Consider the following 25,690-nt stretch of genomic DNA (forward strand, 5'->3'; position numbering starts at 1 on the left):
GGTATTTATGTTAAGCGTATTGAAAGCCGTTTTAGGCTGTTTTGCTCTGACCATGATGCTATTGCTAACCAGTAACAATGTCTGGGCAAATCAAGTAACGGTACTGACAAATCGTATGATGCTAGAGGATAAACGCGAGTTAATTCAGACAGCTGCAAAGCAGGCTGAAATTAACGTTGATGTAGTGGAAATGTCACTAAGCGATGATGAGTTTGCTTCTGGTTTATCAAATAGCGAGTTTATTGTAGTGGACCTTCCGCGCTCTATGGATATGCAAGCATTTCAAAAACGTTTGCAGGAGCTCAATATCGCAATAACTAGCCCAATGCTGGCTATAACCCGGAGTGACTTCAGTTATCAAAATTTAAAGAAAGAAAACGCTGATGTTTTACATCAGTACTATCGAAATGGTGGTAAACACAATATTGAAGTGTTTTTTCAGGCATTAAGTCGAGTAATGGGTGATGAGTCACTTGCCGGCTTGCCTGAAGTCCGTGAAATACCTGCACAAGGTGCTTACCATCCAAGATTTCCAGAGCTTTTTACTGGCAATCCGGACGATGTATTAAACTCCCTGGAACATCAACAAGGGCAGCCAGTAATTGCTCTGGGATTTCACGTTCGTTATCTTGAGTCTGACGCCATGGCGCACATTGACCAATTGGTTGAATGGGTCGAGGAAAAAGGCGCGTTTGCGTTACCCGTATTTTATTCACTGGGGCCGGACGCTCGCTTAGTTGACCTTTTAAAAGGGCGGGCGAATGCACTTATTCACTTGCAGCCGGTTTATCACAATGGCTTAGAGAAGCAGTTGAATGAATTGGGAATTCCTGTTCTGCAGGGTATTGGCTGGTGGAATGACTCGGTTAAAAGTTGGGAAGATAGTCCCTCCGGCTTATCTTTGGCTTCTACGCCATTGTATTTAGCACTACCCGAACAAAATGGTTTAATTGATCCGCTCATTATGTGGGCTGAGCAAGAAGGCGAATTAGAGCTCATTGACCACCAGGCCAAAGCAGCCATTAATAAAGCCATTCATCTTGCTCAATTGCAAATGAAGCCCGTGAGTGAACAAAAACTTGCGGTGATGGTTTACAACTACCCTCCGGGAGAAAAGAATCTGGCGGCATCCTTTATGAATGTTCCGCGCAGTCTTGAGTTACTGTCCAATAATTGGCTTGAGCAAGGGTTTCAGACCCGGGCTTTTACCGAGCAAGAGTTGATTGATGGACTTGGCGCGGCTATTCAGAAAACCCACCAGCAAAAAGCTGAAGCAACATCGAAGTCATTGTCTGTTTCGCTGGCGCAATATCAGCAATGGTTCAGCCAATTGCCTGAGTCAGTCCAGACACGCATTAACGAGTACTGGGGCAATGCCAGTGACTCAACGATGTTGTCTGAGGTTGATGGAGAGCCAGTCTTCGCAATACCTCATGTGAGTGCACAGAATATTGTGTATTTGGGTCAGCCACCGAGAGGCTTACCCGGTCAGGACAATGAACGCTCGCTATATCACGATATGCGGGTACCGGTGAATCATTATTATCTGGCGACTTATTTATGGGTGAGAGAGGTTTTTAAAGCCGACGTACTGGTTCACTTCGGTACGCACGGTACGCAGGAGTGGATGCCCGGTAAAGAGCGTGGGCTGAGTATCTATGACGACCCACTGTTAGCAGTGGGGGATATTCCTGTGGTGTATCCCTATATTATCGATAACGTGGGTGAAGCCACGCAGGCTAAACGTCGTGGCCGGGCTGTTATGGTCAGTCATCAAACCCCACCTTTTCAGCCTTCAGGCCTGCACGGTCAGTTGGTTGATATGCATCAGTTGATTCATCAATGGGAAACGCTGGAACCCGGAGAGGTGAAAAACAATACGGTTAAACGTTTGCTGCAAATGGCAGAAGATGATGACCTCAATACCGATTTAGGCTGGGATATGGAAAAAGTGGCTCAGCAACCGAAAGATTTTATTCTACGGTTACATGACTACCTGCATGAGCTTGCGGCCCAGTCTCAACCTATTGGCCTGCACACGTATGCAGACAACGACGTGCAAGCACAAAAACTGACGACAGTTATGCAAATGCTGGGTGACGACTTTATTCAGGCATTGAGCCTGGATGAGCCCGACGAAGTTTTTGTTGATGATTATGAACTCATAAAGGAATCAATTCCTTATAAGTGGTTGCAAAAAGTACTGTTAGAAGACAAGTCGAAAGACACCGCGGCACTTACTCCTGAGCTACCCGAATGGCAGGAAAAAGCGCATAAATATTACGATAGCCTGGATACCGCTATGGAATGGGAGAGCCTAAAAACGGCTTTGGCCGGAAAACATGTGGCGCCGGGTATTGGCGGTGACCCCATTCGTGTACCGGAAAGCTTACCCAGTGGTAAGAACCTGGTGGGTTTTGACCCATCACGTGTGCCAACAAAAGAAGCCTGGTTAGCGGGTAAAAAAGCCATTGATGAAATGATTGCTGCGCATAAGGAAAAGCACGGGGAATGGCCTGAACGGCTGGCGTTCTCATTATGGGCGGTGGAGGCCATGCGCCACGGGGGCATTCTGGAAAGTCAGGCCTTTTATGCCATGGGGGTAAAACCAACCTGGGATAGGGGCGGTCGGGTCAGCGGTTTTGAAATTGTTGCGGCCGATGATCTGAATCGACCTCGCGTGGATGTGGTGTTGTCTGCAACTGGCTTGTATCGCGATCAGTTTCCTAACGTGATGGAGCATTTGGCAAAAGCAGCTGCTGAAGTTTCGCAACTGAAAGAAGCGGATAATCCCGTTTATGAGCATACGCAGAAGCTTTTATCTGATTTAGTGAAAAAAGGCGTACCTGAAAGTGATGCTTTGTCCATGGCACAAACCCGGGTTTTTGGTAGCCCAACCGGTGTCTATGGCACCGGGCTTGAAGATGCTGCATTAGCGACTGATACCTGGGAAGGTGACGATAAGTTAGCCAAACTGTATTTAGAACGCATGAGTCACGCCTTCGGGCCGGACAGCAGTCAGTGGGATAGTGCCGCTGACTACAGCGAATTGTATGCCGAGAACCTAAAAACCGTAGATGCTGCATTATTAGCCAGAACATCGAATTTGTACGGAATGTTGACCACAGATGACCCGTTTCAGTATTTGGGAGGCATTGACCTTGCGGTACGGCATCTAACAGGGAAAAGCCCTGAGCTTTATATCTCTAATCAGCGCAAAGCCGGAGAAGTGCGTTTTCAGGGAGCCGATGAGTTTCTTGCTATGGAAATGGCTACCCGCGCTTTTCATCCTGGTTGGGTAAAAGCAATGCAGGAAGAAGGCTTTGCCGGTGCTCTGAACCTTCAGGATATGACGAATAACCTGTGGGGATGGCAAGTCGTATCACCCAACGTTGTGCAAGACCATCAATGGCAGAAAATGCATGACGTTTATGTGATGGACAGTCTGGATTTGGACATCAAAGAGTGGTTTGAAAAGCATTCAGCAGAAGCTCAGTTGCGGATGATGGAGCGGATGCTGGATGCGATTCGAAAAGGTTACTGGGAAGCCTCTGAAGAAACGAAAGAAGAATTGGTGGAGGCCTATATGGAAAGTATAGAGAAAAATAGGCTAGAGCCCGATCACAATAAACTGGCCGAGTTTTCGGATGAACTAGCAGCCGGGTTTGGTCTTGCGCCATTGGCAATGGATGCCTTAAAGAATGCCCAGACAAGTTCTGCTCAAGCAGCGCCTGCCCAGGCGGCTAACGAGGCTCAGCAAGTAGAAGGTCAGAAGCTGGAAAAAACAATGCAAAAAGGTACCGAAGCAGAAACCCAATGGTGGTGGCTGGCTCTGGTTATTCTGCCTTTATTAATTGGTGGTTATCGCCAGTATGCACAGACTAAGAGAGGTTAATTATGGCAATTGAAGCAATTTTATATCAGCTATCTTCATGGTTTCTCATACCGGTATTGCTGGCGATTCTTTTAGCTTTTGTTTACGGCTTATATGAGCTAGGTCGTTTTGCTGTTGAAGGTTTATTACGAGTAACTAAAGGCGAAAAAAGCTGCCCGTTGTGGCAGCTGAAGCAGCGTCAGCCAGAACTTGACTCAGACCACCTGGAACTGCGTATTCTGAAGGAACTGGAAGGTTTACGTATAACCGCCCGAACTGCACCGTTACTGGGTCTAGTTGCAACGATGATCCCCATGGGACCTGCGCTGGCGGGTGTCGCCGCAGGTGAAATGGGGCTGGTAGGGGAGCAGGTTGGTATTGCCTTTGCCGCGGTTATTGTAGCGCTAATGGCGGCCTCTTTTTGTTTTATTCTGTTAACGGTAAAACGCCGCTGGCGCCTAACCACGCTGAAGAAAATTGAAGACGACCAGAAGTTAGAGCAAAAGCAAGTAATGGACGCCTCACTGGAGGAAGCCGCATGAGTCGTTTCTTAGATGCAGAGGACGATGATCCAATTCTAAGCATGGTCAATATCGTTGATATTTTTCTGGTTATTATCGTTATTCTATTCATTATTATTATGGAAAATCCGCTTAACCCCTTTTCTCAGGATGATGTGACGGTTATTAAAAATCCCGGTAAAGAAAATATGGAAGTTATGATAAAAGAAGGGCAAAAGCTGGAGCATTATAAGTCAACCAGAGAGGCTGGAAGTGGTAAAGGCGTTAAAGCAGGTATTACTTATCGTTTAGATGACGGCAGCCTAATTTATGTACCGGAAGGAGAATCAAAGCAGGACTAATTAGTAACCCTGCTTAAAGTACATCACCTTTTCTAAATATCGGCGGCTCTCCGCCAACGGATGCTTAGAAGTTAAGTCCCGGTAAACAATGCCGGGCTGACTTCGGTTTATAATTTGAACCGCGTTGCTGCGGTTGGAAGAAAAGGTTTTCAGGACGTTACCGGCGCCACCGTTGTATGCTGAAACAATAGCGTATTCGCGACTGCGCGGGTGTTGCACACCTTTTAAGTACTGGGTGTTCAAAATGTGCAAATAGGCGCTGCCAATATCGATGTTCTGAGCCGGGTCAAACAATTGTTGAGACGTGGGCTGTCCGGGAATTTTACGAATGCGCTCAAACACGTCACGTCCGGCGGTCGATGCTACTACCTGCATTAAGCCATAGGCATTGGCATGGCTTACCGCGTAGGGGTTAAAGCTGCTCTCGGTTTCAATAATGGCATAAATAAGCTCAGGCTCCAGGTTATAGCGTCGCGCTGCGGCTATAACGTAGTCGGCATACTGGTGTTTGCGTAGCTCCTGGTGCTCGTCGACTAAGGCAATTTGAACCTCATACACCTTGTTGTTTTTAGCGCGCCGGGTGCGTAACTGGTTTTTCACCAAATACTCGGCAAAGCGATTCGCCCGCCATTCGTACTCGACAACGACATTGTCCTGGTCAACAACTTGTCCGCGCAAAAACGGTTTTCCGGTTTGCTCGGGCTCTTTATCGGTAAAAATATCTACGGCAGTGAGGTCGCTCGGCGTTAACAGCGTACGCACAATAGCGGCTTTGAGTTGTTCCCGGGTTTTGGCTGGATCATTGCTGTCATGCAATGTCGCAACACTCAGCAGGCCCTGCTCAAAATCGACAACGGCTTTGGCATGGAAGTTATCGCTGTATTTAACGTATTTTTTCGCGCTGGGAACCGTGTTTTCCTCGTCACCCCATATGGCCTCAGCAACGGCACGCAGGTCGCGCAAGGCATCGCGTAAGTCCTCTATGTCGCTAATAAGCTGTTGCGGGTTGCTGCGGTAGCTGTGCAAACGCTCACGCGCCATAGATTCCACCACGGCGGTTGGGTCGTTACCGCTAAGCACGCCGGAATTGACCACGCGTTTTACGTTATTAGGTGTTATTTGGCATCCTGCCAAAATTAGCGTTGTGGCTATAGCCGCCAGCAGCGTGGTTAATTGAGTCTTTTTATTCATAGCGCCTAAATTGAGCTTCACTTCCCTTGTTCAAGCTTTTACATTAGAGAGACATAAAAAGAAACCCTAAGCACAGTTAAAAAGTGCATAAAACAACAGGAATGAAGATGCGCAGTCTCAAATTTGCGGCGATAGTAGCCGCGGTCTCGTGGTTTGTTAACCCCTCCTACGCACAGCAGCTGGCTGGTGAAAAGTCATTGCTTCCCGAAGCGAACTACAGTAATTCAGAAGCGACTGTTGAGCAGGTTCTGGGTTACCCGCTTGGTACCAAGATTACCAGCCCGGCGGATATGAGCCGTTATTTTGAAGCACTGCAGCGGGCTTACCCTAAGCAGGTTAAGTTACTTGAATACGGAAAAAGCTGGGAAGGGCGTAAGCTTTATTACGCGGTTATTTCCAGCGAAGGGAACATGGCTGACTTTGACGGTTTTATGCAGGGCATGCAGTCTTTAGCTGACCCACGTAAAACTGATAGTGACGAAGCTGAGCAATTGATTGACGAATTGCCCGGTAGCATCTGGCTGTCTTACGGGGTGCACGGCAACGAAATTTCTTCTCCCGAAGCGGCAATGATGACGGCCTATCATTTACTGCATGACCAACGTGAGCAGACTCAGCGCTGGTTAGATAACACCATGGTGTTTATTGATCCACTGCAAAACCCGGACGGTCGTGCCCGCTTCGTGGATCGTTACTACATGAGTGTTGGGCTCGAGCACTCGGGTGACCGTCGCAGTGCGGAGCAAAATGAACCCTGGCCTAACGGGCGCACTAACCACTACCTGTTTGATATGAACCGTGACTGGATAGCGCTGACTCAGCCTGAAATTAGCGGGCAAATAGATGCCTTATTAAAATACTATCCGCTGGTGTTTGTTGACCTGCATGAAATGGGTGGCGATTCCACTTATTACTTCACCCCCGAGGCTCGCCCATACAACCCATTGATTACCGAAGCACAACGCGAAACGCTGAACTGGATTGGTAAAAATAACGGCCAGTGGTTCGACGAAAAAGGCTTTGATTACTTTACCCGCGAAATTTTCGATGCGTTTTACCCGGGCTACGGTGCCAGCTGGCCGCTGTATCAGGGCTCAGTTGCTATGACTTACGAAATGGCTTCGGCACGCGGCCATTTATTTGACCGTACAGACGGTGACGTACTGACCTACGCTGACGGTGTTCAGCAGCATTTTATAGCGTCTATCTCGACGATTCAGACAGTTTCCGAACGCCGCGAAGCCTTATTGCAGAAGTTCTGGGAGTACCGCAAGTCAGCGGTTGAAGCGGGCGAAGACGGTGATGCCCGCTCTATTATTCTACCCGCCAAGGACGACCCGGCTGCCGCACGTAAACTAGCCTCTTTACTGGTTGAACAGGGCGCAGAAGTGAAGCAGGCGGAAAAGGCGTTTGATGTGTGCGGTACTGATTATGAAGCTGGCGCTTATATCATTGATATGGCACAACCTGCACACCGCATGATACGCACCTTAATGGATAAGCAAGTGGATATGGCGGATGACTTCCTGGCAGAGCAGGAGCAGCACCGTAACAATAATCTACCGGACCAAATTTACGACGTAACCGGTTGGTCACTGCCGTTGATGTTCAATGTCGACAGCTACACCTGTGATGACTTACCTGACGTAGCCACAGCCTTTGTAGAAGAAGGTCGTATTGAGCCTGGCAAAGTGACTAACCCAGATGCCAAAGTGGCCTTTTTGATTCGTTGGGGTGACATGAACGCAGGACGTTTTCTCACTGCTGCGCTGCGCGAGGGTCTGGAGGTTCGCCAAAGCGAATTAGCCTTTACCCACGAAAGCGCTGGTGAATTCCCAAGCGGCTCATTGATTTTAACCCGAGCTGATAATCCCGATGGCTTGCAGGCGAAATTAAAGAAGCTCGCTGAAGCGTCAGGTGCAACCGTTGAAGGTGTTGATACAAGCTGGATGACTGAAGGGCCTAACTTTGGTTCGCACAACGTAAGCAAACTGGAAGCACCTAACATTGCTATTGCCTGGGATGAGCCTGCTAGCCCATACAGTGCAGGGCATACCCGCTTTGTGATTGAACGTCAGATGGGGTACCCGGTAACGGCTATTCGTACCATGCAGTTACTGCAAAATGACCTTAATGGGCTGGATGTTCTGATACTACCGCAAGGCGCATACTCCGGCGTGCTTAACGACAAAACCGTTGAGAAGATCCAACAGTGGGTGTCAGACGGCGGTGTGTTGCTGACCTTAGGCAGCGCTTCTGCCTGGGCGGTTGAAACCGGTCTGCTTAATACCCAGCTGGAACGCAAAGTGCCGGAAGAAGGCGTTACTGAGCCTGATGAAGAAATTAAAGTAGACGGCAAAGTGATTGAAAGCCGCGAGCAGTTCTTAACGGAAATAAAACCGCACGGCGCTGACCCCGACTGGGTGCCGGGTGCTTTGCTAAATACCGAAGTAGATACAGACCACTGGTTAAGCGCCGGTGTTAAACCGCAGGTTGTGAGTATTTATAACGGTAACGACGTATTTACCCCCATTGATATTGATCACGGTCGCAACATTGCGTGGTTTGCTGGCGCGGATAGCCTGTTAGCCAGTGGCTTTTTGTGGGACGATATAGCTCAGCAATTACCTTACAAACCGCTGTTAATGTGGCAGCCAAGCGGTAAAGGCATGATTATCAGCTTTACTCAGGAACCCACGTACCGTGCCTATATGGACGGCTTAAATACCTTGCTGATGAACGCCTTGTTCCTGGCACCGGCAAAAGCACAATAGGAGTCTTACATGGCACAGTTTGGAGTTATTGGTCTGGGCCGCTTCGGCGCCCGGACATCACTGGAATTATTAGAGCTAGGCCATGAGGTTATTGGCGTTGATGCGGACGAGAAGCTGGTTGAAGAACTTGCCGATCAGCTCACGCACTCGGCAATCTGTGATGTTACCGACGAGAAAGCACTGAAGGAGCTCGACTTATCGAATTGCGACGTGGTTCTGGTTGCTATTGGCGAGGATTTGCAGGCCAGTTTGTTGTGTGTACTGCACTTAAAAACTATTGGTGTTGAGACCATATGGGCAAAAGCTACGTCTAAGTCGCATCACCAAATTTTGTCAAAACTTGGGGTAAGTCGCATTATTCACCCGGAAGAAGAAATGGGCATAAGAGTTGCTCAGGCTCTGAATTACCCCATGGTTAATGAGTACATGTCGCTTGGACATAACTGGTTTTGTGTCGAAATCGCATTAGGTGAAAACCTTGAAGGTAAAACACTAAACGACATTTTGCCCGATAATACCGATAACTTTCATTTGCTGTTATTAAAAAAACGGGACGAAGTAACGGCTACACCGAGCCCGGAAACAACCATAGAAGGCCATGAAACTCTGGTTATGGCGGGTAGCTTAAAAGCGCTGAAGTCAATCGCACCGAAGTTGGTCGAAGAGTCATGAAGCAATGGTTACCCTCTTTTTTTATGGCGTACACCAGAGCCAGACGGAGCCAGCATAAAAAGCTTAAAGTAGGCCCGCCGGTTGTTCTTGCTGGCGGCTTTTTCGTCTTAATTTTGCTGGGTGCCTTATTACTAAAACTTCCTTTTGCGACTGTTGAACCTATTACCTGGCTAGAAAGTCTGTTTACTGCGGCATCGGCAGTCACAGTAACCGGACTGGTGGTAGTCGATACCGGTCAGGCGTACACCCCTTTCGGACTCACCGTTATTGCAATTTTGATTCAGACTGGCGGCATTGGCTTTATGACATTTGCCATTCTGGCGGTTATGTCTATGGGCGGAAACATTGGTATTAGCTATCAGCTCGTTGCAAGGGAGGCGATGCAGCAGACCAGCTTAAAAAATATTGCTAAGACTGCCAGAACCGTTTTCTATCTGGCATTAATTGTCGAGCTTCTGGGAACCGTAGTTTTGACGCTGACCTGGTGGGGGGAGTTTGGTTTCTGGGGAGCGTTAGGCGAGGCTGCTTTTTATTCAATATCAGCTTTTAATAACGCGGGGTTCGCCCTCTCTGCAAACAGCTTAAGTGACTACGTTGGCAGTATTCCCGTGAACTTAGTTGTTACGTTCATGTTTATTGTCGGCGGCTTAGGTTTTTCAGTATTGATGAATATATTCGAGAAGCGGCGTTGGCATCAATTCTCGGTATATACACGCAGTATTCTCATAGCCACTCTTTTAATTAATATTCTTTCTGCCTTTATCTTTTGGTTATTGGAGCATAGTAACCCTGACACCCTGGGGTCTTTATCAACATTACAGCAGACTTTAGCCTCCTGGTTTCAGGCGACAACGCCACGAACAGCGGGCTTCAATACGGTTGATATTGGACAACTGCGCGAACCGACATCCATGTACATTATGTTGTTGATGTTTATTGGTGGCGGCTCAATGAGTACTGGCGGCGGTATTAAGTTAGGTACTTTCATTGTTTTGATGATGGCGACATACGCGTTTCTGCGACGCAGACAGCACGTGACATTAATGCAGCGTAGTATTGAACAGCAAATGGTGATGAAAGCTCTGGCTGTCTCAATGATTACGCTGCTAATGGCGTTTCTCGGTATCTTTTTTCTAATGATTTTGAATCCGCTGCCGTTTATAGATGTAAGCTTTGAGGTTTTATCGGCATTGGCGACGGTAGGACTGTCACGAGGAATAACGGGCGAGTTAACTGAAGTAAGCCAGATTTTAGTCATTATTCTGATGTTTGCCGGACGGGTAGGGCCGCTGACTTTAGTGTACTTTTTAACAACTCCACACCGAAAAAGAGTCCGCTACCCGAAAACTGAAGTACAGGTGGGGTAGTTTGCTAAATACAGAGTAATTTTAAGAGACTGCTCATAAAAAACAATAACAAGAGAAGCTCCGAAGATGCTGAATAAATTAAAGTTCACGCAAAAGGTCATTATTGTTGCGTCGTTGATACTGGTGCTTGTGCTGGGTGTCTTCACGCTGACCAACTTTTTGCAGATGTCGAATCAAACCCGCAGTAATTTACAGCATCAAATGCAGGCTTTGTCTGACTCAGTATCAAACAATATTTCGCAGTGGTTTGATGATCGCATGAGCATTGTTCAGGCAACCGCCGATGCTTACCGTGTTGATGATTCCACAGACCGTGCTTTAGAGCGGGTTCAACAGTCCAAAGCCGCCGGTAAGTTCAAAAATGTGTATTACGGTTTGCTCGACGGTACTTTTCTGCTCGATGATCCCAGCATCGACCTGCCGGACGATTACGATGCCCGCAGCCGTCCCTGGTACCAGCTGGCGGTTGATGAAGGGCAGCCAACCTATACCGCGCCTTATATAGATGTCACAACCAATGAATTGACCATTACTGCGGTGGTACCCATGCGTCGCGATGGCCGGCTGGTGGGAGTTGCCGGTGGCGATATGATGCTGGATGAGATTTCTAACATTGTTAACGACATCGATTTTATGGGTCTGGGTTATGCCTTCTTAGTTAGCGGTGATCGAAATATTCTGGCACACCCCAACAAAGACTGGATTGAAAAATCTGTGAACGATTACGCTGGTCAGTCAGTTGCTTTTAGTTCTGATTTTTCCGAATACCGTATTGATGGAGCGGACCGCCTCGTGTCATTCCATAAAATAAAAGGTATTCAGGGAGTTGAATGGTATCTGGGAGTGGTTATTGACCGCGAACAGGCCTACAGCAACGTTTCCTCCTTTGCCTGGACCGCTATTGTTTACCTGATTATTGGCATTGTGGCAGTAGTGGTGTCATTAACCTGGTTATTGCGCTTATTACTGAAACCTTTGCGTCGTTTAAATGAGGCCGTAACCGATATGGCCCGCGGCGAGGGCGATTTAACGCAGCGGCTGCCGGTTGAGTCGGACGATGAGTTTGGCCTTGTTTCACGCCGTATGAACGAGTTTATTGAGAAAATCCAGCAAGCCTTGCTGGAAGTGAATGCGGCCGCACAACAAGTGGAAGGCAACATTCGCAGCATGGTTAAAGCGAGTGACGATTCAATGGACATTGGCAGCGAACAGGCCGGAAAAGCCAGTTCTGTTGCAACGGCGGTGAATGAACTGGGCGCGAGTGCTCATGAAATTGCCGAAAATGCTGCAAAAGCCTCTGAACAGGCAAGTTCAGGTACCGAAAAAGCGTCATCTGCCAGAGATTCATTGCAACACAACCGACAACAAATTCAGCACTTGTCGGAGCGCATGGATGCATCCAGCCAGGCAATTCATACCCTGGATGAAGACACACAGAACATTGGTAAGATCATTGAGGTTATTAAAGGCATAACAGAGCAAACTAACTTGCTGGCTCTAAATGCGGCTATTGAAGCAGCACGCGCAGGGGAAGCCGGTCGCGGTTTTGCGGTGGTTGCGGATGAAGTGCGCAGCCTGGCTCAGCGGACTTCGTCGTCGGCAGGCGAAATAGAGACAATGATAGAGCGAGTCAGAGCCGGGACGCGCAGTGTTGTGCAGGTTATTCAGGAAAGTCAGGAAATAAGCAGTGCCTGCGTGTTAAGCGCGGAAGAGTCTGCTGAGCACATGTCTGAAATTAACGCTATCATTGTAACTATTGATGACGTGAACCACTCAGTAGCGTCGGCAACAGAACAACAGACTTCAGTGATCCAAACGCTTGATCGTGACATTATGGATATTAGCAGTATGAACGATCAGAGTGTCGACAATCTAAATAATACCAAGCAGGCTTGTCGCGAGCTGAATACGGCATTTGAACGCTTGGAACAATTGGTGACACAGTTTAAACTGAATTGATCGAAATCAACTATTGGAGCAAACCTATGAACAAAGCATGGATGATTGGTGCCATAGCACTACTTGGCGGACCTGTTCTGGCAACAACGGCTCAGGCAGTAGAACGTACAGAAGCATCAGAGCAAGCCCAAGCTTATATTATTTCTCCGCAAAATGGTGAAGTGGTTGGTAAAACCTTTAAAGTGAAGTTTGGCTTAAGTGGTATGGGTGTAGCACCCGCGGGTGTTGACGTAAAACACACCGGGCATCATCACTTGATGATTGATAAAGACGAACTGCCAGCCATGGACAAGCCTATGGGCGGTGACGTGACTCATTTTGGTGGTGGTCAGACAGAAACTACCGTGACTTTAGAGCCGGGTGAACATACGCTACAAATTATCTTAGGCGATAAGAACCACGTACCGCATAACCCGGCCGTGGTGTCAGAAAAAATCACTGTTACAGTGAAAGAAGACTAATCTAGCTCGAGTTCGAGTTGTAATTGCTCGTTGGGGTCAGGCAATGTTGCGCTGATCCCCAACAGCCTTACCCCTTTACCTTTTCCACGCTGCCACGCTTCGTCTAATAACTGATAAAACAGGCTGGGTGAAATAAACTGAGCACTACGGGAGACCGTTGTTTGTGTGAAGTCGGAGAATTTCAGCTTTAGTGTCTGGCTACGAATGGGCTGCTCACGCCAGTGAGTAATTTTCATTCGTTGACGCAGTTTCGGTAATAAATTGTCCTGAACATAAGCCTGAGCTGTCGATTCCAGTCGCATATCCGTTGCTAGGGTTTGTTCAACCCCGACACTTTTGCGAATGCGCTCTGTAACAACTTCGCGGCGATCCCGCCCATGGCAGCGCTCAAATAGTACATACCCGGCTTTATCACCAAGAATGGTCTGTAATTGCTGCAGTTCGATATTCTGGATGTCTTTTCCTGTGGTGAGTCCATAGTTAGTGAGCACTTGCTGACTTTTAGGTCCGACACCGGGAATTTGCTTGAGGTTTAATGCCGCAATGTAGTCGAGAACTTCTGCCGGGCGAACCACAAACTGACCATCGGGTTTGCGCTCTTCGCTGGCAATTTTGGCTACCATTTTCTGGTTTGAAATGCCGGCAGAGCCGGTTATCCCCAGCGTTTTAATTTGTTCTCGAACAAAGTCCATGGCCAAAGTCGCGCTGCCTTTAAAGCCTTCCAAATGAGTTAAGTCCAGATAAAACTCGTCAATAGAAGCAGGTTCAATGCGGGGTGTGAGTTCATGCAGAATATCCAGAACCTTATTGGACAGTTCGCGGTAGTAGTTGCCGTCAGGTCTTATAAAGGTTAATTGCGGGCACAAACGGCGGGCATGACTACCCGGCATCGCGCTTTTAACGCCAAACTGACGGGCCAGATAATTTGCCGTTGCAACGACCCCTCGTTCACCGCCGCCACCGACAGCAAAAGGGCGTGTTTTCAGGCTTGGATCGCGCAATTCTTCAGCCGAAGCAAAGAACGCATCCAAATCCAGCAAAGCTATTTTGCGAGCAATTTCAGCCAAGTGTTTATCCTTTGCACATTTGTGGTTATAATCGCATCCACTAACTGGGCGTGCAAGAACACCAGCCATTTGTAGGAGAAACCAGTGAAAGCTATGAATTCATTTTTTGTTAAGAGCGTTTTAGGCACCATGTCAATGCTGTTTGCGCTAAGCATTAGTGCGGCATCAGTGCAGGATGATATGTCACGTGAAGCGATCGCTGAGCGTATTAAGCCTTTGGGAAAACATTATGTGGCTGGTGAAAGCAGTGCTGCTGAAGAAAGCAGTGGACCGCGTTCAGGCCAGCAAGTTTATGATAAGTACTGCACAGCCTGCCATACCAGTGGTGTTATGGGAGCTCCAAAAAGAAACAACGCTGCCGACTGGCAACCACGTTTAGACCAGGGCATGGAAACGGTATTGAAGCACGCAGTTGAAGGTTTTAATGCCATGCCGCCTAAAGGAACCTGTAGCGACTGCTCAGAAGAAGAAATTCAAGCTGCAATAAATTACATGACTGAAGAAATTTAGTTTTATTTGCATCTTCAGTAACAAAAGGCCACCACCCGGTGGTCTTTTTTGTGTCAATCGACGTTAATTCGCTCTCTTAACTTCCTTCGCTAATTAATTTTTAACCAGATCTTTTCTATTTTTTGACACAGGTCTATACTGTACGACTGTTACTAAACGCAACAAGTGTTAACAAAATGTATTTCGCGGCAAGGAGTGTCAGTGTCTAAGGTTGAACCTGAATGACAGACCGTACGCATAGCGAGGAACAGCTTCAGAATATAAAAACTGAAAATGAACGCTTGCACAAAGTCATCGCCCGCCTAAAGGGGTTGACCCAAAAATATCGGTCTGCTGAAGTCGTACAAAAAGCGCTGTTCCGAATATCGGAACTGGCGGCTTCTGCGCGCGAAATGGACAACTTTTATCAGTCTCTGCACGAAATTATAGGCGAGCTGATGTACGCCCGTAATTTTTATATTTGCCTTTACGAACCTCAGGAAGAGCTGGTCGATTTTGTTTATTTTGTCGATGAAATTGATCAGGACACCTTATTTGAACGCATTCCTATAGAGCAATTGAAGAAAGGCTTAACGGGTTATGTTTTGCGAAAAGGCCAGTCTTTGCTTTGCCCGCCGGAAGTGTACCAACGCTTAATTGATAACGCCGAAATAGAAGGCTTAGGGGCAGAACATCAGGACTGGTTAGGTGTTCCGTTAAAACGTGGTGACGTGACCATAGGTGTTATGGTGGTGCAGAGCTACAGCGCTGACGTTCGTTATGACGCCTCAGATGAAGATTTGCTTACCTTTGTATCGCAACACGTGGTGAATGCGCTCGAGCGTTTAAAGCAGCGCGACTTAATGCAAAGCGAAATAGAGCACCAGACAGCTGAACTACGCCATGCGAATGAAAGCTTAATGAGCGAGATTACCATTCGTGAAAGGGCTGAGCAGCAAACCTCGGTGCTCTTTGCTATTTCCGAGCTGACCAATACCTCTGACGATATGAACGCCTTTTATCGGCAGTTGCACAGGCAAATCGGTAAATTGATTCATGCCGACAACTTCTTTGTCGCGCTTTTATCAGACGATAAAAAGTTTATACATTTTCCCTACCATGTGGATGAAACAGGCGCTAAAGCCGAACGCCGACGAGCCGGTAAAGGTTTAACCGAATACGTTATTAAAATGCGTGAACCGGCCTTTATCGACGCCCCTGTACGTCAAAAACTTCTGAAGAAAAACGAGATAGAGCTGGGCTATGGTGGTATGAAGCTGGCTAAGCAATGGCTCGGTAGCCCCTTAATGATGAACGGGCAGGTGTTTGGGGTTATTGCGGTCCAGACCTACGACGGTGACTTCTTATACCATAGTGATGATTTAGAACTACTGAACTTTGTTTCGCAGCACGTTGCCGTGGCCATTGACAGAAAACGCTCAGCGGAAGAAATTCAGCGAGTAAACCAGTTCCTTGAAAAGAAAGTGGCGGAGCGTACCGAAGAGCTGGTGTCCGAAATAGAACGACGGAAAAAAACCGAATCCAGCTTATTCCACGCAGCGCACCACGATAACCTGACCGGCTTACCTAACCGCATATTGTTCAATGAACGTTTGCAGCAGGCCGTGGCACATAAACGACGGCACCCTGAGCACCATTTTGCGGTGCTATTTGTTGACCTGGACCGCTTTAAAAATATAAACGACACGCTTGGGCACTCTGCCGGCGATGAGTTCTTGCTGGAAGTCAGCAAGCGTATTGGTGACTGCGTACGTGACAACGACATGGTGGCGCGTTTAGGCGGTGATGAATTCGTTATTCTGCTGGATACCATTACCAGTATTGATGACGCTAAAGACGTTGCCAAGCGCATGATCCAGCAAATGAGTGAACCTTTCCATCTGAACGGACAAGAGCATTACTCCGGCGCCAGTATCGGTATTGCCGAGTGTCTGGAAGAGACCGATTCGGCTGAACGGCTGTTACGCGACGCAGATGCCGCCATGTACCAGGCTAAAGGTATGGGGCGCGGGCGCTACGTATTATTTGATGACAGCATGCATGAAAACTTAGTGGACAGTGTTCGTAAAGAAACGGCGCTGCGCCATGCGAAAGTTGAGAAAGATTTCGCTGTCAGTTTTCAGCCAATAGTGAATTTAACAACAGGCGAGGTCAAAGCTGTAGAAGCTAAATTGGTGTGGGAAGACCCGCGCTACAGCTTTAAAAGTGAAGAGTTGTTACCTCTGGCCGAGCGCACTGGCCTTATTGTGAAGCTTGACCGCTTTGCTTTACGGGCAGCCAGCCAGTGGCTTGTTGAAAATAGTGTCAGTGCTGAAACTATGCTGCACCTGAATTTATCTGTGCGGCATTTATTGAAAACCAGTCACCTGAATGAGCTGGTGAATATTGTGACTGAAAGCGGTGTTAAACCAGAGAACATCGCACTGGAATTTGATGAAACCGACCTGGTCAGAGACGGCCGCCGGGTACTGGCCAGTTTAAGACGGCTTTCCGAATTTGGCTTTAAGCTGGTTATAGACAATTTTGGCAGTGGCTCCGGGCCGCTTCAGTTCTTGTATAACTTTCCGTTTACCATACTTAAGCTGGACCACCATTATATTGCTCGTTTGAGCAGCAATAACAGGGCGCAGGCCATGTTAAAGCACATTGTGACCTTGTGTCATGAGCTCGATATTGCTGTTTATGCCGATGGACTGGAAACTGAAACGCAAAAAAATGATGTGGAAAAGCAAGGTGTTATGATGGGGCAGGGCAGCTTCATTGACGAAAACTATGAAGGCACTGTAGCCAAAGACGACGACACCTCTTTCGTATCAGCTTAGTTGTGCGCTACTTTTTCAGAGCGTTCTTCAACATTTCCAGACCCTGACTTCGTTGCTCTTCACGTTCCTCGTCAGATTTTTGCTTGCGATGTTCCCATTCTAAATCGTCCTGCGGTAACTCCAGCAAAAAGCGGCTGGGTTGTGGTTCCGTTTTTTCTCCAAACTGACGGCGCTCCTTAGCCATAGTAAAGACTAACTTATGCTGGGCGCGGGTAATGCCGACGTAAGCCAGACGGCGTTCCTCTTCAATGTTATTTTCATCAATACTGCTTTGGTGTGGCAATAGACCCTCTTCCATGCCCACTAAAAACACTTGTGGAAACTCCAGACCTTTGGAAGCATGCAAGGTCATTAGCTGCACCTGTTCAAACTGCTCGTCGTCTTCGTTACGGGACATCATATCGCGCAGTGACAAGCGGCTGACCACCTGATTCAATTCCATGGGTTCATGTTCGGCGTCGCCTTTTAGCATGTCCGATACCCAGCGGTGCAGTTCGTACACGTTTTTAATTCGCATTTCGGCGGCTTTCGCGCTGGGGCTTTGCTCAAACAACCAGTCTTCGTAGCCAATTTCGCTTAGCAGTTGTTTTACTGCGTCACTGGCGTCTTCCTGATGATCGGCTCGGCGGGCCAGGGTATCTATCATGTTGCGGAACACGTCCACATGCTGAAACACACCGGTGCTAAGCTGCGTTTTTAAATGGGGCGACTGACAGGCTTCAAATAAACTACAGCCTAACTCCTGCGACAAACGGCCAATACGCTCAACGGTCTGCGGGCCAATGCCGCGCCGCGGGGTATTAATAATGCGCAGAAAAGCGGTGTCGTCGGTAGGGTTCACCAGCAGCCGCAGGTACGCCATAATGTCTTTGACTTCCGCGCGGGCAAAGAACGACTGACCACCGGTAATTTTGTACGGAATGCGGTTGTTCATCAGGGCTTTTTCAAACAGACGCGACTGGTGATTACCCCGGTACAAAATCGCAAAGTGGTGATACGGCGTTTTGCGAAGGAACCGTTGTTTTACAATTTCGGCAACCACACGCTCTGCTTCATGCTCTTCGTTACGACCAAAAATAACGCTTATCGGCTCGCCGTACTGCATTTCTGAGAACAGCTTTTTCTCAAATACGTGCGGGTTGTTCTCAATGAGAATATTGGCGGCTTTCAGAATACGCCCGTGCGACCTGTAATTCTGCTCCAGCTTCACCACGTCCAGCTGTGGGAAGTCCTGCTTCAACAAGGCCAGGTTTTTAGGCTGCGCACCACGCCATGAATAAATGGACTGATCGTCGTCGCCCACCACGGTAAAGCGAGCGCGTTCGCCCACCAGTAACTTGACCAGTTGGTACTGGCTGGTGTTGGTGTCCTGATATTCGTCCACCAATAAATACTGAAACTTTTTCTGCCAGCGTGCGCGGGCGTTCTCGTTGGTTGCCAGTAACTGGGTCGGCAGGCGGATCAAGTCATCAAAGTCCACGGCATTACAGGCGCTCAGGTTATTCTGGTATTGCTGATAAACCTGAGCAAAGGCCTTTTCCTGATCGTTCCCGGCTTTTTGTAGAGCCAACTCCGGCGACAGCATGGCGTTTTTCCAGTGGCCTATCTGGTGCTGACAGGCTTGAATCAGCGCTTTGTCGCCCTCAAATACATCTTCAGTCAGGGCGTTAAGCAGGGCGTAGGTGTCCTGGTCGTCAAATAATGAAAAGCCGGGCTTAAACCCCAGGGTGCTGAGTTCCCGACGAATAATATTCAGCCCCAGAGTATGAAAGGTGCACACGGTTAAACCGCGCAGCTGCGCTTTCGGCAGAGTTTGCGCTATACGCTCTTTCATTTCTTTGGCGGCTTTATTGGTAAAAGTTACTGCACCAATTTGCCGGGCAGTGTAAATTTGCTGGCGGATCAGGTACGCAATTTTCTCCGTTATTACCCGGGTTTTGCCACTACCGGCGCCGGCAAGCACCAATAAAGGGCCCTGGATGTAATGTACAGCCTGGTTCTGGCGATCGTTCAGCATGGGCGCCGCGGAGTTCCTGATTCGTGAAAAAGCTGATAAGAAGCTCGGATTTTACCTGAATCTCCTGCTAAGCTAAACGCATAAGCAACGATTTACACAAAGAGAGACTTATGGACAACAAAACAATAGAGAATATTGCTCGCCAAATTAACGACAGCATGCCTGCCGGCGTCAAAGAACTGGCCGGCAATATGGAACAGCGCGTTAAACAAACCTTGCAGTCACAGCTGTCAAAACTGGATTTAGTCACCCGCGAAGAGCTGGATGTGCAGCAGCAAATGTTACTGCGCCTGCGCGAGCGCGTGGAGTTGTTGGAAAAAGAGCTGGAAGCGACCAAGAACCAGAACAAGGACTAAGTCAGACGTATGATCCAATGGATTAGTGGGAAAGTTGTCGAGAATTACCGTTGGAGTTCTGGCGTTTTCAGTTTAAGAGTTGTGGCTGAGCCGTTTGATTTTAAGGCCGGGCAGTTCGTCCGTCTAGGTCTGAATGTGGGGGGCGAGCAACTGTTGCGCGCCTACTCGCTGGCCAGCGCACCGGGCGAAGCCATACTGGATTTTGTCATAGCCGAAGTGGAAGACGGCGAGCTCAGTACTAAGTTAGCCAAGCTGCAGCCCGGCGATAACGTGGATATTACCCAGCCCGCTGGTGGTTTTTTCACGCTGGACGAAGTGCCGGACGGCGACAGCTTGTGGATGCTTTCTACCGGAACCGGCATTGGTCCGTTCATTTCTATGCTAAGAACCGAAAAGCCGTGGGAACGATTTAAACGGATTAATCTGGTGCACGGTGTTCGTGTGGCAGAAGACCTGGTTTATCAGGGGCAAATAGAGCAGTGGCAACAAGAATACCCCGGGCAACTGGGCTACCAGCCGGTGATTACTCGTGAAAACATTCCGGGTGCTTTCTCTGCACGTATTCCTGAACTGATCAGCTCTGGTCAATTAAGTGATGCACTCGACACACCGCTGAATACCAGCGCGCAGGTGATGCTTTGTGGTAACCCCGACATGATAAAAGAGTCACGCGCCGCGCTAGCTGAATTGGGGCTTGCTAAAAACACTCGGCGTAAGCCTGGTAATGTTACGTCTGAAAACTACTGGTAATGGTTATATTTGAAACGTTTTCAAGGTGTTTGGGGCGGCAAACTTAATCGCCACTAGTTCACTTTCTTCATTATCTCTATAGCCTGATTTAGCAACGCCTTAAGGCTAGCTCCTACGAAATTGGGCTTTAAATTTCTCCAATCGGCTTTTTGCCTGCTCGTTATCAGTGAATGCGAACTGGCCAGACTCTAATTTCTGGAATGCCTGATTGACTTGTTCTGTAAGCCAGTTTTCCTGCGATAGCTGTTTTCGACGCTCTACTGCCTTCTGCGGCGCTAAGCGCTTTGTTTGTTCATCAATACGAAACTGAATTTTTGTTCCCATGATGGTTCTCTTATAAAAGTGCAGGCATAAATGCTAGTGTGCTTTGGAAGTATTATCAAATTATAGCTCTCAATTTATTCGTCAAACCTGGAAACTTGTCACTATCGTTATATTCCAAAAAATAGCAGGTCGATAGCTGCGGTGATTCTATCTCTGTCGTGGGATAAGTCGTCGACCACGTGAGTAAGCTGAGTTCTTGAAATACTGGCCATATCTTGTGTCATCAATGCGAATGTCTTTCCCTCAACGGTAACATCCGGGTTCAGCTTGGTGAGTTGGAAGGATTCAGCCAGCGGAGCGGGTATCAAAGGTATCACTAAGGTTGTCGCTAAGGCTGACAGCAGGTCACTCTGCACATCAATAAGATAGGGGTAGGTTGTGCGTGTCGCTGTATTGTTATTGGCGTAGACGGCGAATTGACTCATTAGAATTTTCGCACGCTGTCGCTGAATGTTCCGTTGCGCTCTACAAATTGATTATACGCTTCCATTGCGTCAGAGTTTTCCTTCAGCCAATGCGCTTGTTCTTTTAAACGAATTTGTTCCTTCAATGCAGACTCAAGTGTCGCCGATAAATTGATATCAAGCGATTTTGCTTTTGCCAGAAGTTCAGCGTTAATACTGACATTTGTCGGCTTCTTTGCAGGAGAAGCAGTTGTGTAAGCAGCCATTTTATCACCTGTTATTAAAAATTCGTAATCCATGCGCATCAACTATGCGCATGGATTATAGCAGAGTTAACTTCAGATGGTTAACCCTTTATCCTTGAGGCTTCATATCAGGCTGGTGATGAACACTGATTAATTCAGATTGAACTGTGTTGTCGCTATTTCTTCCAGCTTGTCATAAGGGATGTAACCAGGCATTACCTGCTGACCAATGATAATAGTCGGTGTGCCGCGAAAGCCTAAATCGCGAAACGCCGACATATTTTTGCGGATAACCGCCTCGCTCTCGCCGGACGGTGACAAAAAGGCCTCGGTACTCGTGACTTGCGCAACACTTTGCAGTGAATCAGCGGTGTGCATGCCCGACTTTTTCATCATTAAGTTGTGAGCTTCAAAGAATGCCTTAGGGTCATTGCGCCAAAGGTTTAGCCCATAAAGAGCTGAGTTGGTTTTGAGCCCATCAACCTGCTGTTGGCGCAATGGCACAAAAATGTTCACAACCTGAATAGACGGGTATTCCTCAATCAGTTTATGAAGGCCAGGCTCTAACTTCTTGCAAAACGGACAGTTGTAGTCGGTAAACACAATGATTTTATGCGGCGCATCTTGGTCACCTAAAATTGGATGTGCCGCCGACTGATACAGCCATTCCTGGTGGTTAGCAAAGGCATTTTTCTGCTCACTTTGCTGTTCTAAAAAGCGCTGCAAGCCTCTGTGAATGTTTGAGATTAGCTGCGGGTTTTCACGCAATAGCTGTTCGACTTTCTCCAAACCTTCTTCTTGTTGTGGGTTTAAATCTTGCGCAAATACGTTGCTGCTAAAGATAAAAGCAACGATGAAAAACGTTTTATAGATAAAATTCATACAACTTTCCTACTTAAAAATGAGTTACTTCAAAAAAACTGGTGAAACCAAAGACGAATAAACAAACCGGGAGGTGTTGTGACTCCGGCTGTCGCCGAAACAATGTCACCGTTTTCAATAATGATGATGGTTGGCGTGGCAGATACCTGCCAGCCGTTTGATACGCGGTTGAGGTTGTCGTTAACAATAGGAAACTCATACCCTTTCGCCTGCGCGTAATGCTTCAATTTGTCATTGTTGCCAGAGCGCAGTGCCACGCTAATGGTCGGGTAGTGGTTGCCAACGTAATCAACTGTAGGCGAGACCGCCGGGCAAACAGGGCACCAGGTTGCCCAGAAATACAGCACAACCGGGCTGTCCTTGCTCATCTCGCGTAAGTTGTATTGCTCGCCGTTTATGTCCGTTAGTGACGACAGCTCAGCCGGCACAGACTCCGGCACGTCACTATTACGAAAGGCATCGACTACGAAAGCGACGACCGAGAACAGGACAATATAAAGCGCTGCGGTTCGTAGCCGCTTTGTCCACGACGTTTTGGCTTTGTTATTGCTCACGAGCATCCTCCAGCGCGTCCATGACTTTGTCTTTACTGAGCACTACGGGCAGCGTTATACCGTCCGGAGCGCCGGGTCCGTAGACTTTGTTAAAGGGCACACCAAAGGTATTGTTGGCCTTTAAGTATTGCGTGATGCGCTCGTTGGCTTTGGTCCAGTCGCCGCGCAGGCGGGTGACATGTTCCTGACCTAAGGCTGTAAATACCGGGTCTTGCAGTAATACGCCGACTTTATTGGCCTGGCAGGTCACACACCAGTCTGCGGTCACATCCACAAACACGGTTTGGCCACTGGCAACGGCTTCATCAATACGCTGCTGGGTTAGTGGCTGCCAGTGGTGGTCCTGTGGTAGTTTGTTGACCCAACGATCCGCGGTAAGAATTAACGTCGTACCGACAATGGCAGCTAATACTAAAAAGCCACCAATGGATAAAATCAGCGCTTTGCGGCCATGCACTTTACCAATAATCACCAATGTCAGAACCGACAAACCGACGGTTAGTGCCAGGAATACTTCGTTGCTGATAAAGTTTTTCAGCAAGGTTGTCAGCCAGACCGTGGTTGCCAGCATCATAGTGGCGAAAATGGGTTTTACCCACTGCATCCAGCGACCGGGTTTGGGCAGTAATTTTGCGGTTCTCGGGAACACGGCTATAAGTAACCAGGGTAGCGCCATACCAACCCCAAGCGCGGCAAAAATCAGCAGAATAACCGATGACTCAGCAGCTAATGCAAAGGCCACTGCGGTGCCTAAAAAAGGCGCTGTACAAGGTGTTGCCAAAAAGGTGGCCAGCATGCCTTGCAGGAAGTGCCCTTTGTAGCTGTCATCGCCGGCGGTTGCGGCACTGGTACTCAAAGAAGACGGCAATTTAAACTCAAAGGCGCCCATTAAGTTCAGTGCGAACAGCCAGGTAATAGCCACTAGTGCGGCAATAAAGTAAGGGTTCTGAAATTGAATACCCCAGCCGACAGAACCGCCTGACCAGCGAAGCGCCATAAGCCCCAGGGCAATGACCAGAAACGAGCTGATAATACCTAATGACGACGCGAAAAACTGCTTACGCACGACCTTCGGTTCTTGTACTCCTGACAGCATCAGGCTCTGAACTTTCAAACCCAGTACCGGCAACACGCAAGGCATAATGTTCAAAATAAGCCCACCAGCTAATGCCATAAGTAAAATGGCCCACAGCGGCGGTGCGTTATTAGCAATAGTGCCTGCGGTTAGCTGAATCTTATATTCAGCGGCAAACTTTTCATCACTGACTGTCGCTATAAGTTCAGCGCCGTTTAGGTCCGGCAGATCCAGCCAGTGACTAACGTCAACATTCGCCGTGAGCGAATTGCTTTCCACCTGAATATCTGGTGATGAAAACTCTGCGTCGGCCAAAGTCTCGTCGTTGCTGTGTATAAACAGCTGTGGGTTTTGCCAGCCACTGTCACGCTCTATGGTCAATTGAACGCGCTGGTTGGCGTCGGACCAAATAGCCTGCTTCACGTTATTGCTGTCGTATTCGCGAGGCACCTTGCCCGTGGCCTGATTAAAGGCAAACGCGCGATCACTGTCGACGGTCAGGGTGTCCAGATCAACGTGCACGTCAATTGGGTAGTCCGTTAACACACAAACGGTGGTACAGGACGACATAGTCAGTGTACCGCTAATGTTTGCCTGCCGGGCATCGGGGCTTAGTTGTACCATTAACGGAAAGGTCAACGATCCCTGATACCCAACGGTATCAATACCCTGAATGCTGTAGCGCGAGGGCACCGGCCAGTGCCACTCAATATCGTTAATATTGGCTGATTTAGCCCAGTCAAAGGTTGGCGGTATGCCGCCTTCGCCGGGTGAACGCCAGTAGGTTTTCCAGCCTTCATCCAGCTCAACATGCAGCAGGGCGGGTAGTAGGTTGCGCTCAGCTTCATAGTGGCCGGTCAGTTCTAGCTTCACCGACACCGGTGGATGATCTTCATGACTCAGCCAACCGGTAGACGGCGTTTCTGCTAGGCTTTGCGCGCTGTAAATCAGCAGCGCAGCAATAAGCGATACGAGCCATAACGGTAAAATTTTATTCATACATTACTCCTGAAGTTAGTATTCCAAAGGTAAAAACCTGTTGGAAGCCTTACTCCAGAAAGCAACAAAATACGGCGTGGGGTCGCCTTTTACAGGAAAAGAAAAAGAGGGGAGGCGCTAATTGCTTGTTCACAGTGGCTTTCAGCGCCAAAGTCAGAAGAACAAAGAAAGACAGTGCCGCGTAGGTTATGTCTGACTTGAATTGTTGCAATAAGTGCGTTGTCTTGTCGCAGTCGGCTTCGGCGCCTTCGTGTTTTGCTTCCAGGTCCGCATGGCTTCCTACAAGCTGTTCAGCCGCGGGTGCAGCCTGATGCTTAGGACAGCCTTCCAGCCAACCAAAGTTTTGTCCCCAACACAGCATAAAAACCAGGAATAGCAATGGTGCTATATACCGACCTTTTCGACACTGTTGATTCAGTTGGTGGAACATGGCTTTTGGTGACCCTTGGTTATTCGGTTTACTCTTAATTAAGGCAAGATGATGACAGAAGTGGGTATAAAAGCAAGTGAGAGAAGGAATGATAT

The 25,690-nt window shown here is 48.2% G+C and carries 22 protein-coding genes; 12 read left to right on the forward strand and 10 right to left on the reverse strand.

The window, feature by feature from the left end:
• The first annotated feature begins 7 nt into the window (after window positions 1-7).
• Genes cobN through ACP7H9_RS06585 form a run of 3 tightly spaced genes read left to right on the forward strand, consistent with a single transcriptional unit; the run spans window position 8 to window position 4,736 of the window.
• The gene (gene cobN, locus ACP7H9_RS06575; RefSeq protein WP_439222430.1) at window positions 8-3,895 is read left to right on the forward strand and encodes a cobaltochelatase subunit CobN; all 3,888 of its coding nucleotides are present in this window, start codon (window positions 8-10) and stop codon (window positions 3,893-3,895) included.
• 2 nt (window positions 3,896-3,897) lie between these two features.
• The gene (locus ACP7H9_RS06580; RefSeq protein WP_439222431.1) at window positions 3,898-4,416 is read left to right on the forward strand and encodes a MotA/TolQ/ExbB proton channel family protein; all 519 of its coding nucleotides are present in this window, start codon (window positions 3,898-3,900) and stop codon (window positions 4,414-4,416) included.
• Window positions 4,413-4,736, forward strand: a complete 324-nt coding sequence (locus ACP7H9_RS06585) for a DUF2149 domain-containing protein (RefSeq protein WP_439222432.1) — start codon at window positions 4,413-4,415, stop codon at window positions 4,734-4,736. Before ACP7H9_RS06580 ends, ACP7H9_RS06585 begins: the two co-directional genes overlap by 4 nt.
• On the opposite strand, the gene ACP7H9_RS06590 is transcribed toward ACP7H9_RS06585, so the two are convergent.
• Complete coding sequence (locus ACP7H9_RS06590; protein WP_439222433.1) at window positions 4,737-5,927, reverse strand: murein transglycosylase domain-containing protein; 1,191 nt, start codon at window positions 5,925-5,927, stop codon at window positions 4,737-4,739.
• Window positions 5,928-6,034: 107 nt separating this feature from the next.
• Here ACP7H9_RS06590 and ACP7H9_RS06595 point away from each other — a divergent pair, with 107 nt between their 5' ends.
• The 5 genes from ACP7H9_RS06595 (at window position 6,035) to ACP7H9_RS06615 (ending at window position 13,160) form a co-directional block, all read left to right on the forward strand.
• Window positions 6,035-8,701, forward strand: a complete 2,667-nt coding sequence (locus ACP7H9_RS06595) for a M14 family zinc carboxypeptidase (protein WP_439222434.1) — start codon at window positions 6,035-6,037, stop codon at window positions 8,699-8,701.
• 9 nt (window positions 8,702-8,710) lie between these two features.
• Window positions 8,711-9,373 carry a potassium channel family protein gene (locus ACP7H9_RS06600; RefSeq protein WP_110013005.1) on the forward strand — a complete coding sequence of 221 codons (663 nt, stop codon included), beginning with the start codon at window positions 8,711-8,713 and terminating at the stop codon, window positions 9,371-9,373.
• On the forward strand, window positions 9,370-10,740 hold the full coding sequence (locus ACP7H9_RS06605; protein ID WP_110013006.1) for a TrkH family potassium uptake protein: 1,371 nt from the start codon (window positions 9,370-9,372) through the stop codon (window positions 10,738-10,740). Before ACP7H9_RS06600 ends, ACP7H9_RS06605 begins: the two co-directional genes overlap by 4 nt.
• 66 nt (window positions 10,741-10,806) lie before the next feature.
• Window positions 10,807-12,699 (forward strand): methyl-accepting chemotaxis protein, encoded by a 1,893-nt coding sequence (locus ACP7H9_RS06610; protein WP_439222435.1) that lies wholly within the window; start codon window positions 10,807-10,809, stop codon window positions 12,697-12,699.
• Window positions 12,700-12,725: 26 nt separating this feature from the next.
• Window positions 12,726-13,160: a DUF4399 domain-containing protein gene (locus ACP7H9_RS06615; RefSeq protein ID WP_417441296.1), complete on the forward strand. Its 435-nt coding sequence runs from the start codon at window positions 12,726-12,728 to the stop codon at window positions 13,158-13,160.
• Here ACP7H9_RS06615 and dinB read toward each other — a convergent pair.
• Window positions 13,157-14,227 (reverse strand): DNA polymerase IV, encoded by a 1,071-nt coding sequence (gene dinB, locus ACP7H9_RS06620; protein ID WP_114982124.1) that lies wholly within the window; start codon window positions 14,225-14,227, stop codon window positions 13,157-13,159. The two genes, ACP7H9_RS06615 and dinB, sit on opposite strands and share 4 nt — an antisense overlap.
• An 84-nt stretch (window positions 14,228-14,311) precedes the next feature.
• Here dinB and ACP7H9_RS06625 point away from each other — a divergent pair, with 84 nt between their 5' ends.
• Together ACP7H9_RS06625 and ACP7H9_RS06630 are read left to right on the forward strand one after the other, a co-directional pair.
• Window positions 14,312-14,737: a c-type cytochrome gene (locus ACP7H9_RS06625; protein WP_417438646.1), complete on the forward strand. Its 426-nt coding sequence runs from the start codon at window positions 14,312-14,314 to the stop codon at window positions 14,735-14,737.
• Window positions 14,738-14,958: 221 nt separating this feature from the next.
• Window positions 14,959-17,559: a sensor domain-containing phosphodiesterase gene (locus ACP7H9_RS06630; RefSeq protein ID WP_034818980.1), complete on the forward strand. Its 2,601-nt coding sequence runs from the start codon at window positions 14,959-14,961 to the stop codon at window positions 17,557-17,559.
• A 7-nt stretch (window positions 17,560-17,566) separates the two neighbouring features.
• Here ACP7H9_RS06630 and rep read toward each other — a convergent pair whose 3' ends face one another.
• Complete coding sequence (gene rep / locus ACP7H9_RS06635) at window positions 17,567-19,576, reverse strand: DNA helicase Rep (RefSeq protein WP_034818978.1); 2,010 nt, start codon at window positions 19,574-19,576, stop codon at window positions 17,567-17,569.
• A gap of 110 nt (window positions 19,577-19,686) precedes the next feature.
• Between rep and ACP7H9_RS06640 the strand changes: the two genes are divergently transcribed.
• Window positions 19,687-19,932, forward strand: coding sequence for an accessory factor UbiK family protein (locus tag ACP7H9_RS06640; RefSeq protein WP_011233471.1), 246 nt, complete (start codon window positions 19,687-19,689; stop codon window positions 19,930-19,932).
• 9 nt (window positions 19,933-19,941) lie between these two features.
• Complete coding sequence (locus ACP7H9_RS06645; protein WP_051018720.1) at window positions 19,942-20,682, forward strand: ferredoxin--NADP reductase; 741 nt, start codon at window positions 19,942-19,944, stop codon at window positions 20,680-20,682.
• 105 nt (window positions 20,683-20,787) lie between these two features.
• Here ACP7H9_RS06645 and ACP7H9_RS06650 read toward each other — a convergent pair whose 3' ends face one another.
• The 7 genes from ACP7H9_RS06650 to ACP7H9_RS06680 form a co-directional block, all read right to left on the reverse strand.
• On the reverse strand, window positions 20,788-21,006 hold the full coding sequence (locus ACP7H9_RS06650) for a hypothetical protein (RefSeq protein WP_034818974.1): 219 nt from the start codon (window positions 21,004-21,006) through the stop codon (window positions 20,788-20,790).
• A gap of 107 nt (window positions 21,007-21,113) precedes the next feature.
• Window positions 21,114-21,431 carry a CcdB family protein gene (locus ACP7H9_RS06655; protein ID WP_034818972.1) on the reverse strand — a complete coding sequence of 106 codons (318 nt, stop codon included), beginning with the start codon at window positions 21,429-21,431 and terminating at the stop codon, window positions 21,114-21,116.
• A complete protein-coding gene (locus ACP7H9_RS06660; RefSeq protein ID WP_034819139.1) occupies window positions 21,431-21,676 on the reverse strand; it encodes a type II toxin-antitoxin system CcdA family antitoxin in 246 nt (81 codons plus the stop codon). Before ACP7H9_RS06660 ends, ACP7H9_RS06655 begins: the two co-directional genes overlap by 1 nt.
• 129 nt (window positions 21,677-21,805) lie before the next feature.
• A complete protein-coding gene (locus tag ACP7H9_RS06665; RefSeq protein WP_110013013.1) occupies window positions 21,806-22,537 on the reverse strand; it encodes a DsbA family protein in 732 nt (243 codons plus the stop codon).
• A 29-nt stretch (window positions 22,538-22,566) separates the two neighbouring features.
• A complete protein-coding gene (locus tag ACP7H9_RS06670; protein WP_110013014.1) occupies window positions 22,567-23,091 on the reverse strand; it encodes a protein disulfide oxidoreductase in 525 nt (174 codons plus the stop codon).
• Window positions 23,081-25,165 carry a protein-disulfide reductase DsbD family protein gene (locus tag ACP7H9_RS06675; RefSeq protein ID WP_110013015.1) on the reverse strand — a complete coding sequence of 695 codons (2,085 nt, stop codon included), beginning with the start codon at window positions 25,163-25,165 and terminating at the stop codon, window positions 23,081-23,083. Before ACP7H9_RS06675 ends, ACP7H9_RS06670 begins: the two co-directional genes overlap by 11 nt.
• A 49-nt stretch (window positions 25,166-25,214) precedes the next feature.
• Entirely contained in the window at window positions 25,215-25,595 is a 381-nt protein-coding gene (locus tag ACP7H9_RS06680; RefSeq protein WP_011233477.1) for a hypothetical protein, read from the reverse strand.
• Window positions 25,596-25,690 lie beyond the last annotated feature (95 nt).

Origin of the sequence: Idiomarina sp. ST20R2A10 (assembly GCF_051842345.1) — a bacterium.
Classification (GTDB): domain Bacteria; phylum Pseudomonadota; class Gammaproteobacteria; order Enterobacterales; family Alteromonadaceae; genus Idiomarina; species Idiomarina loihiensis.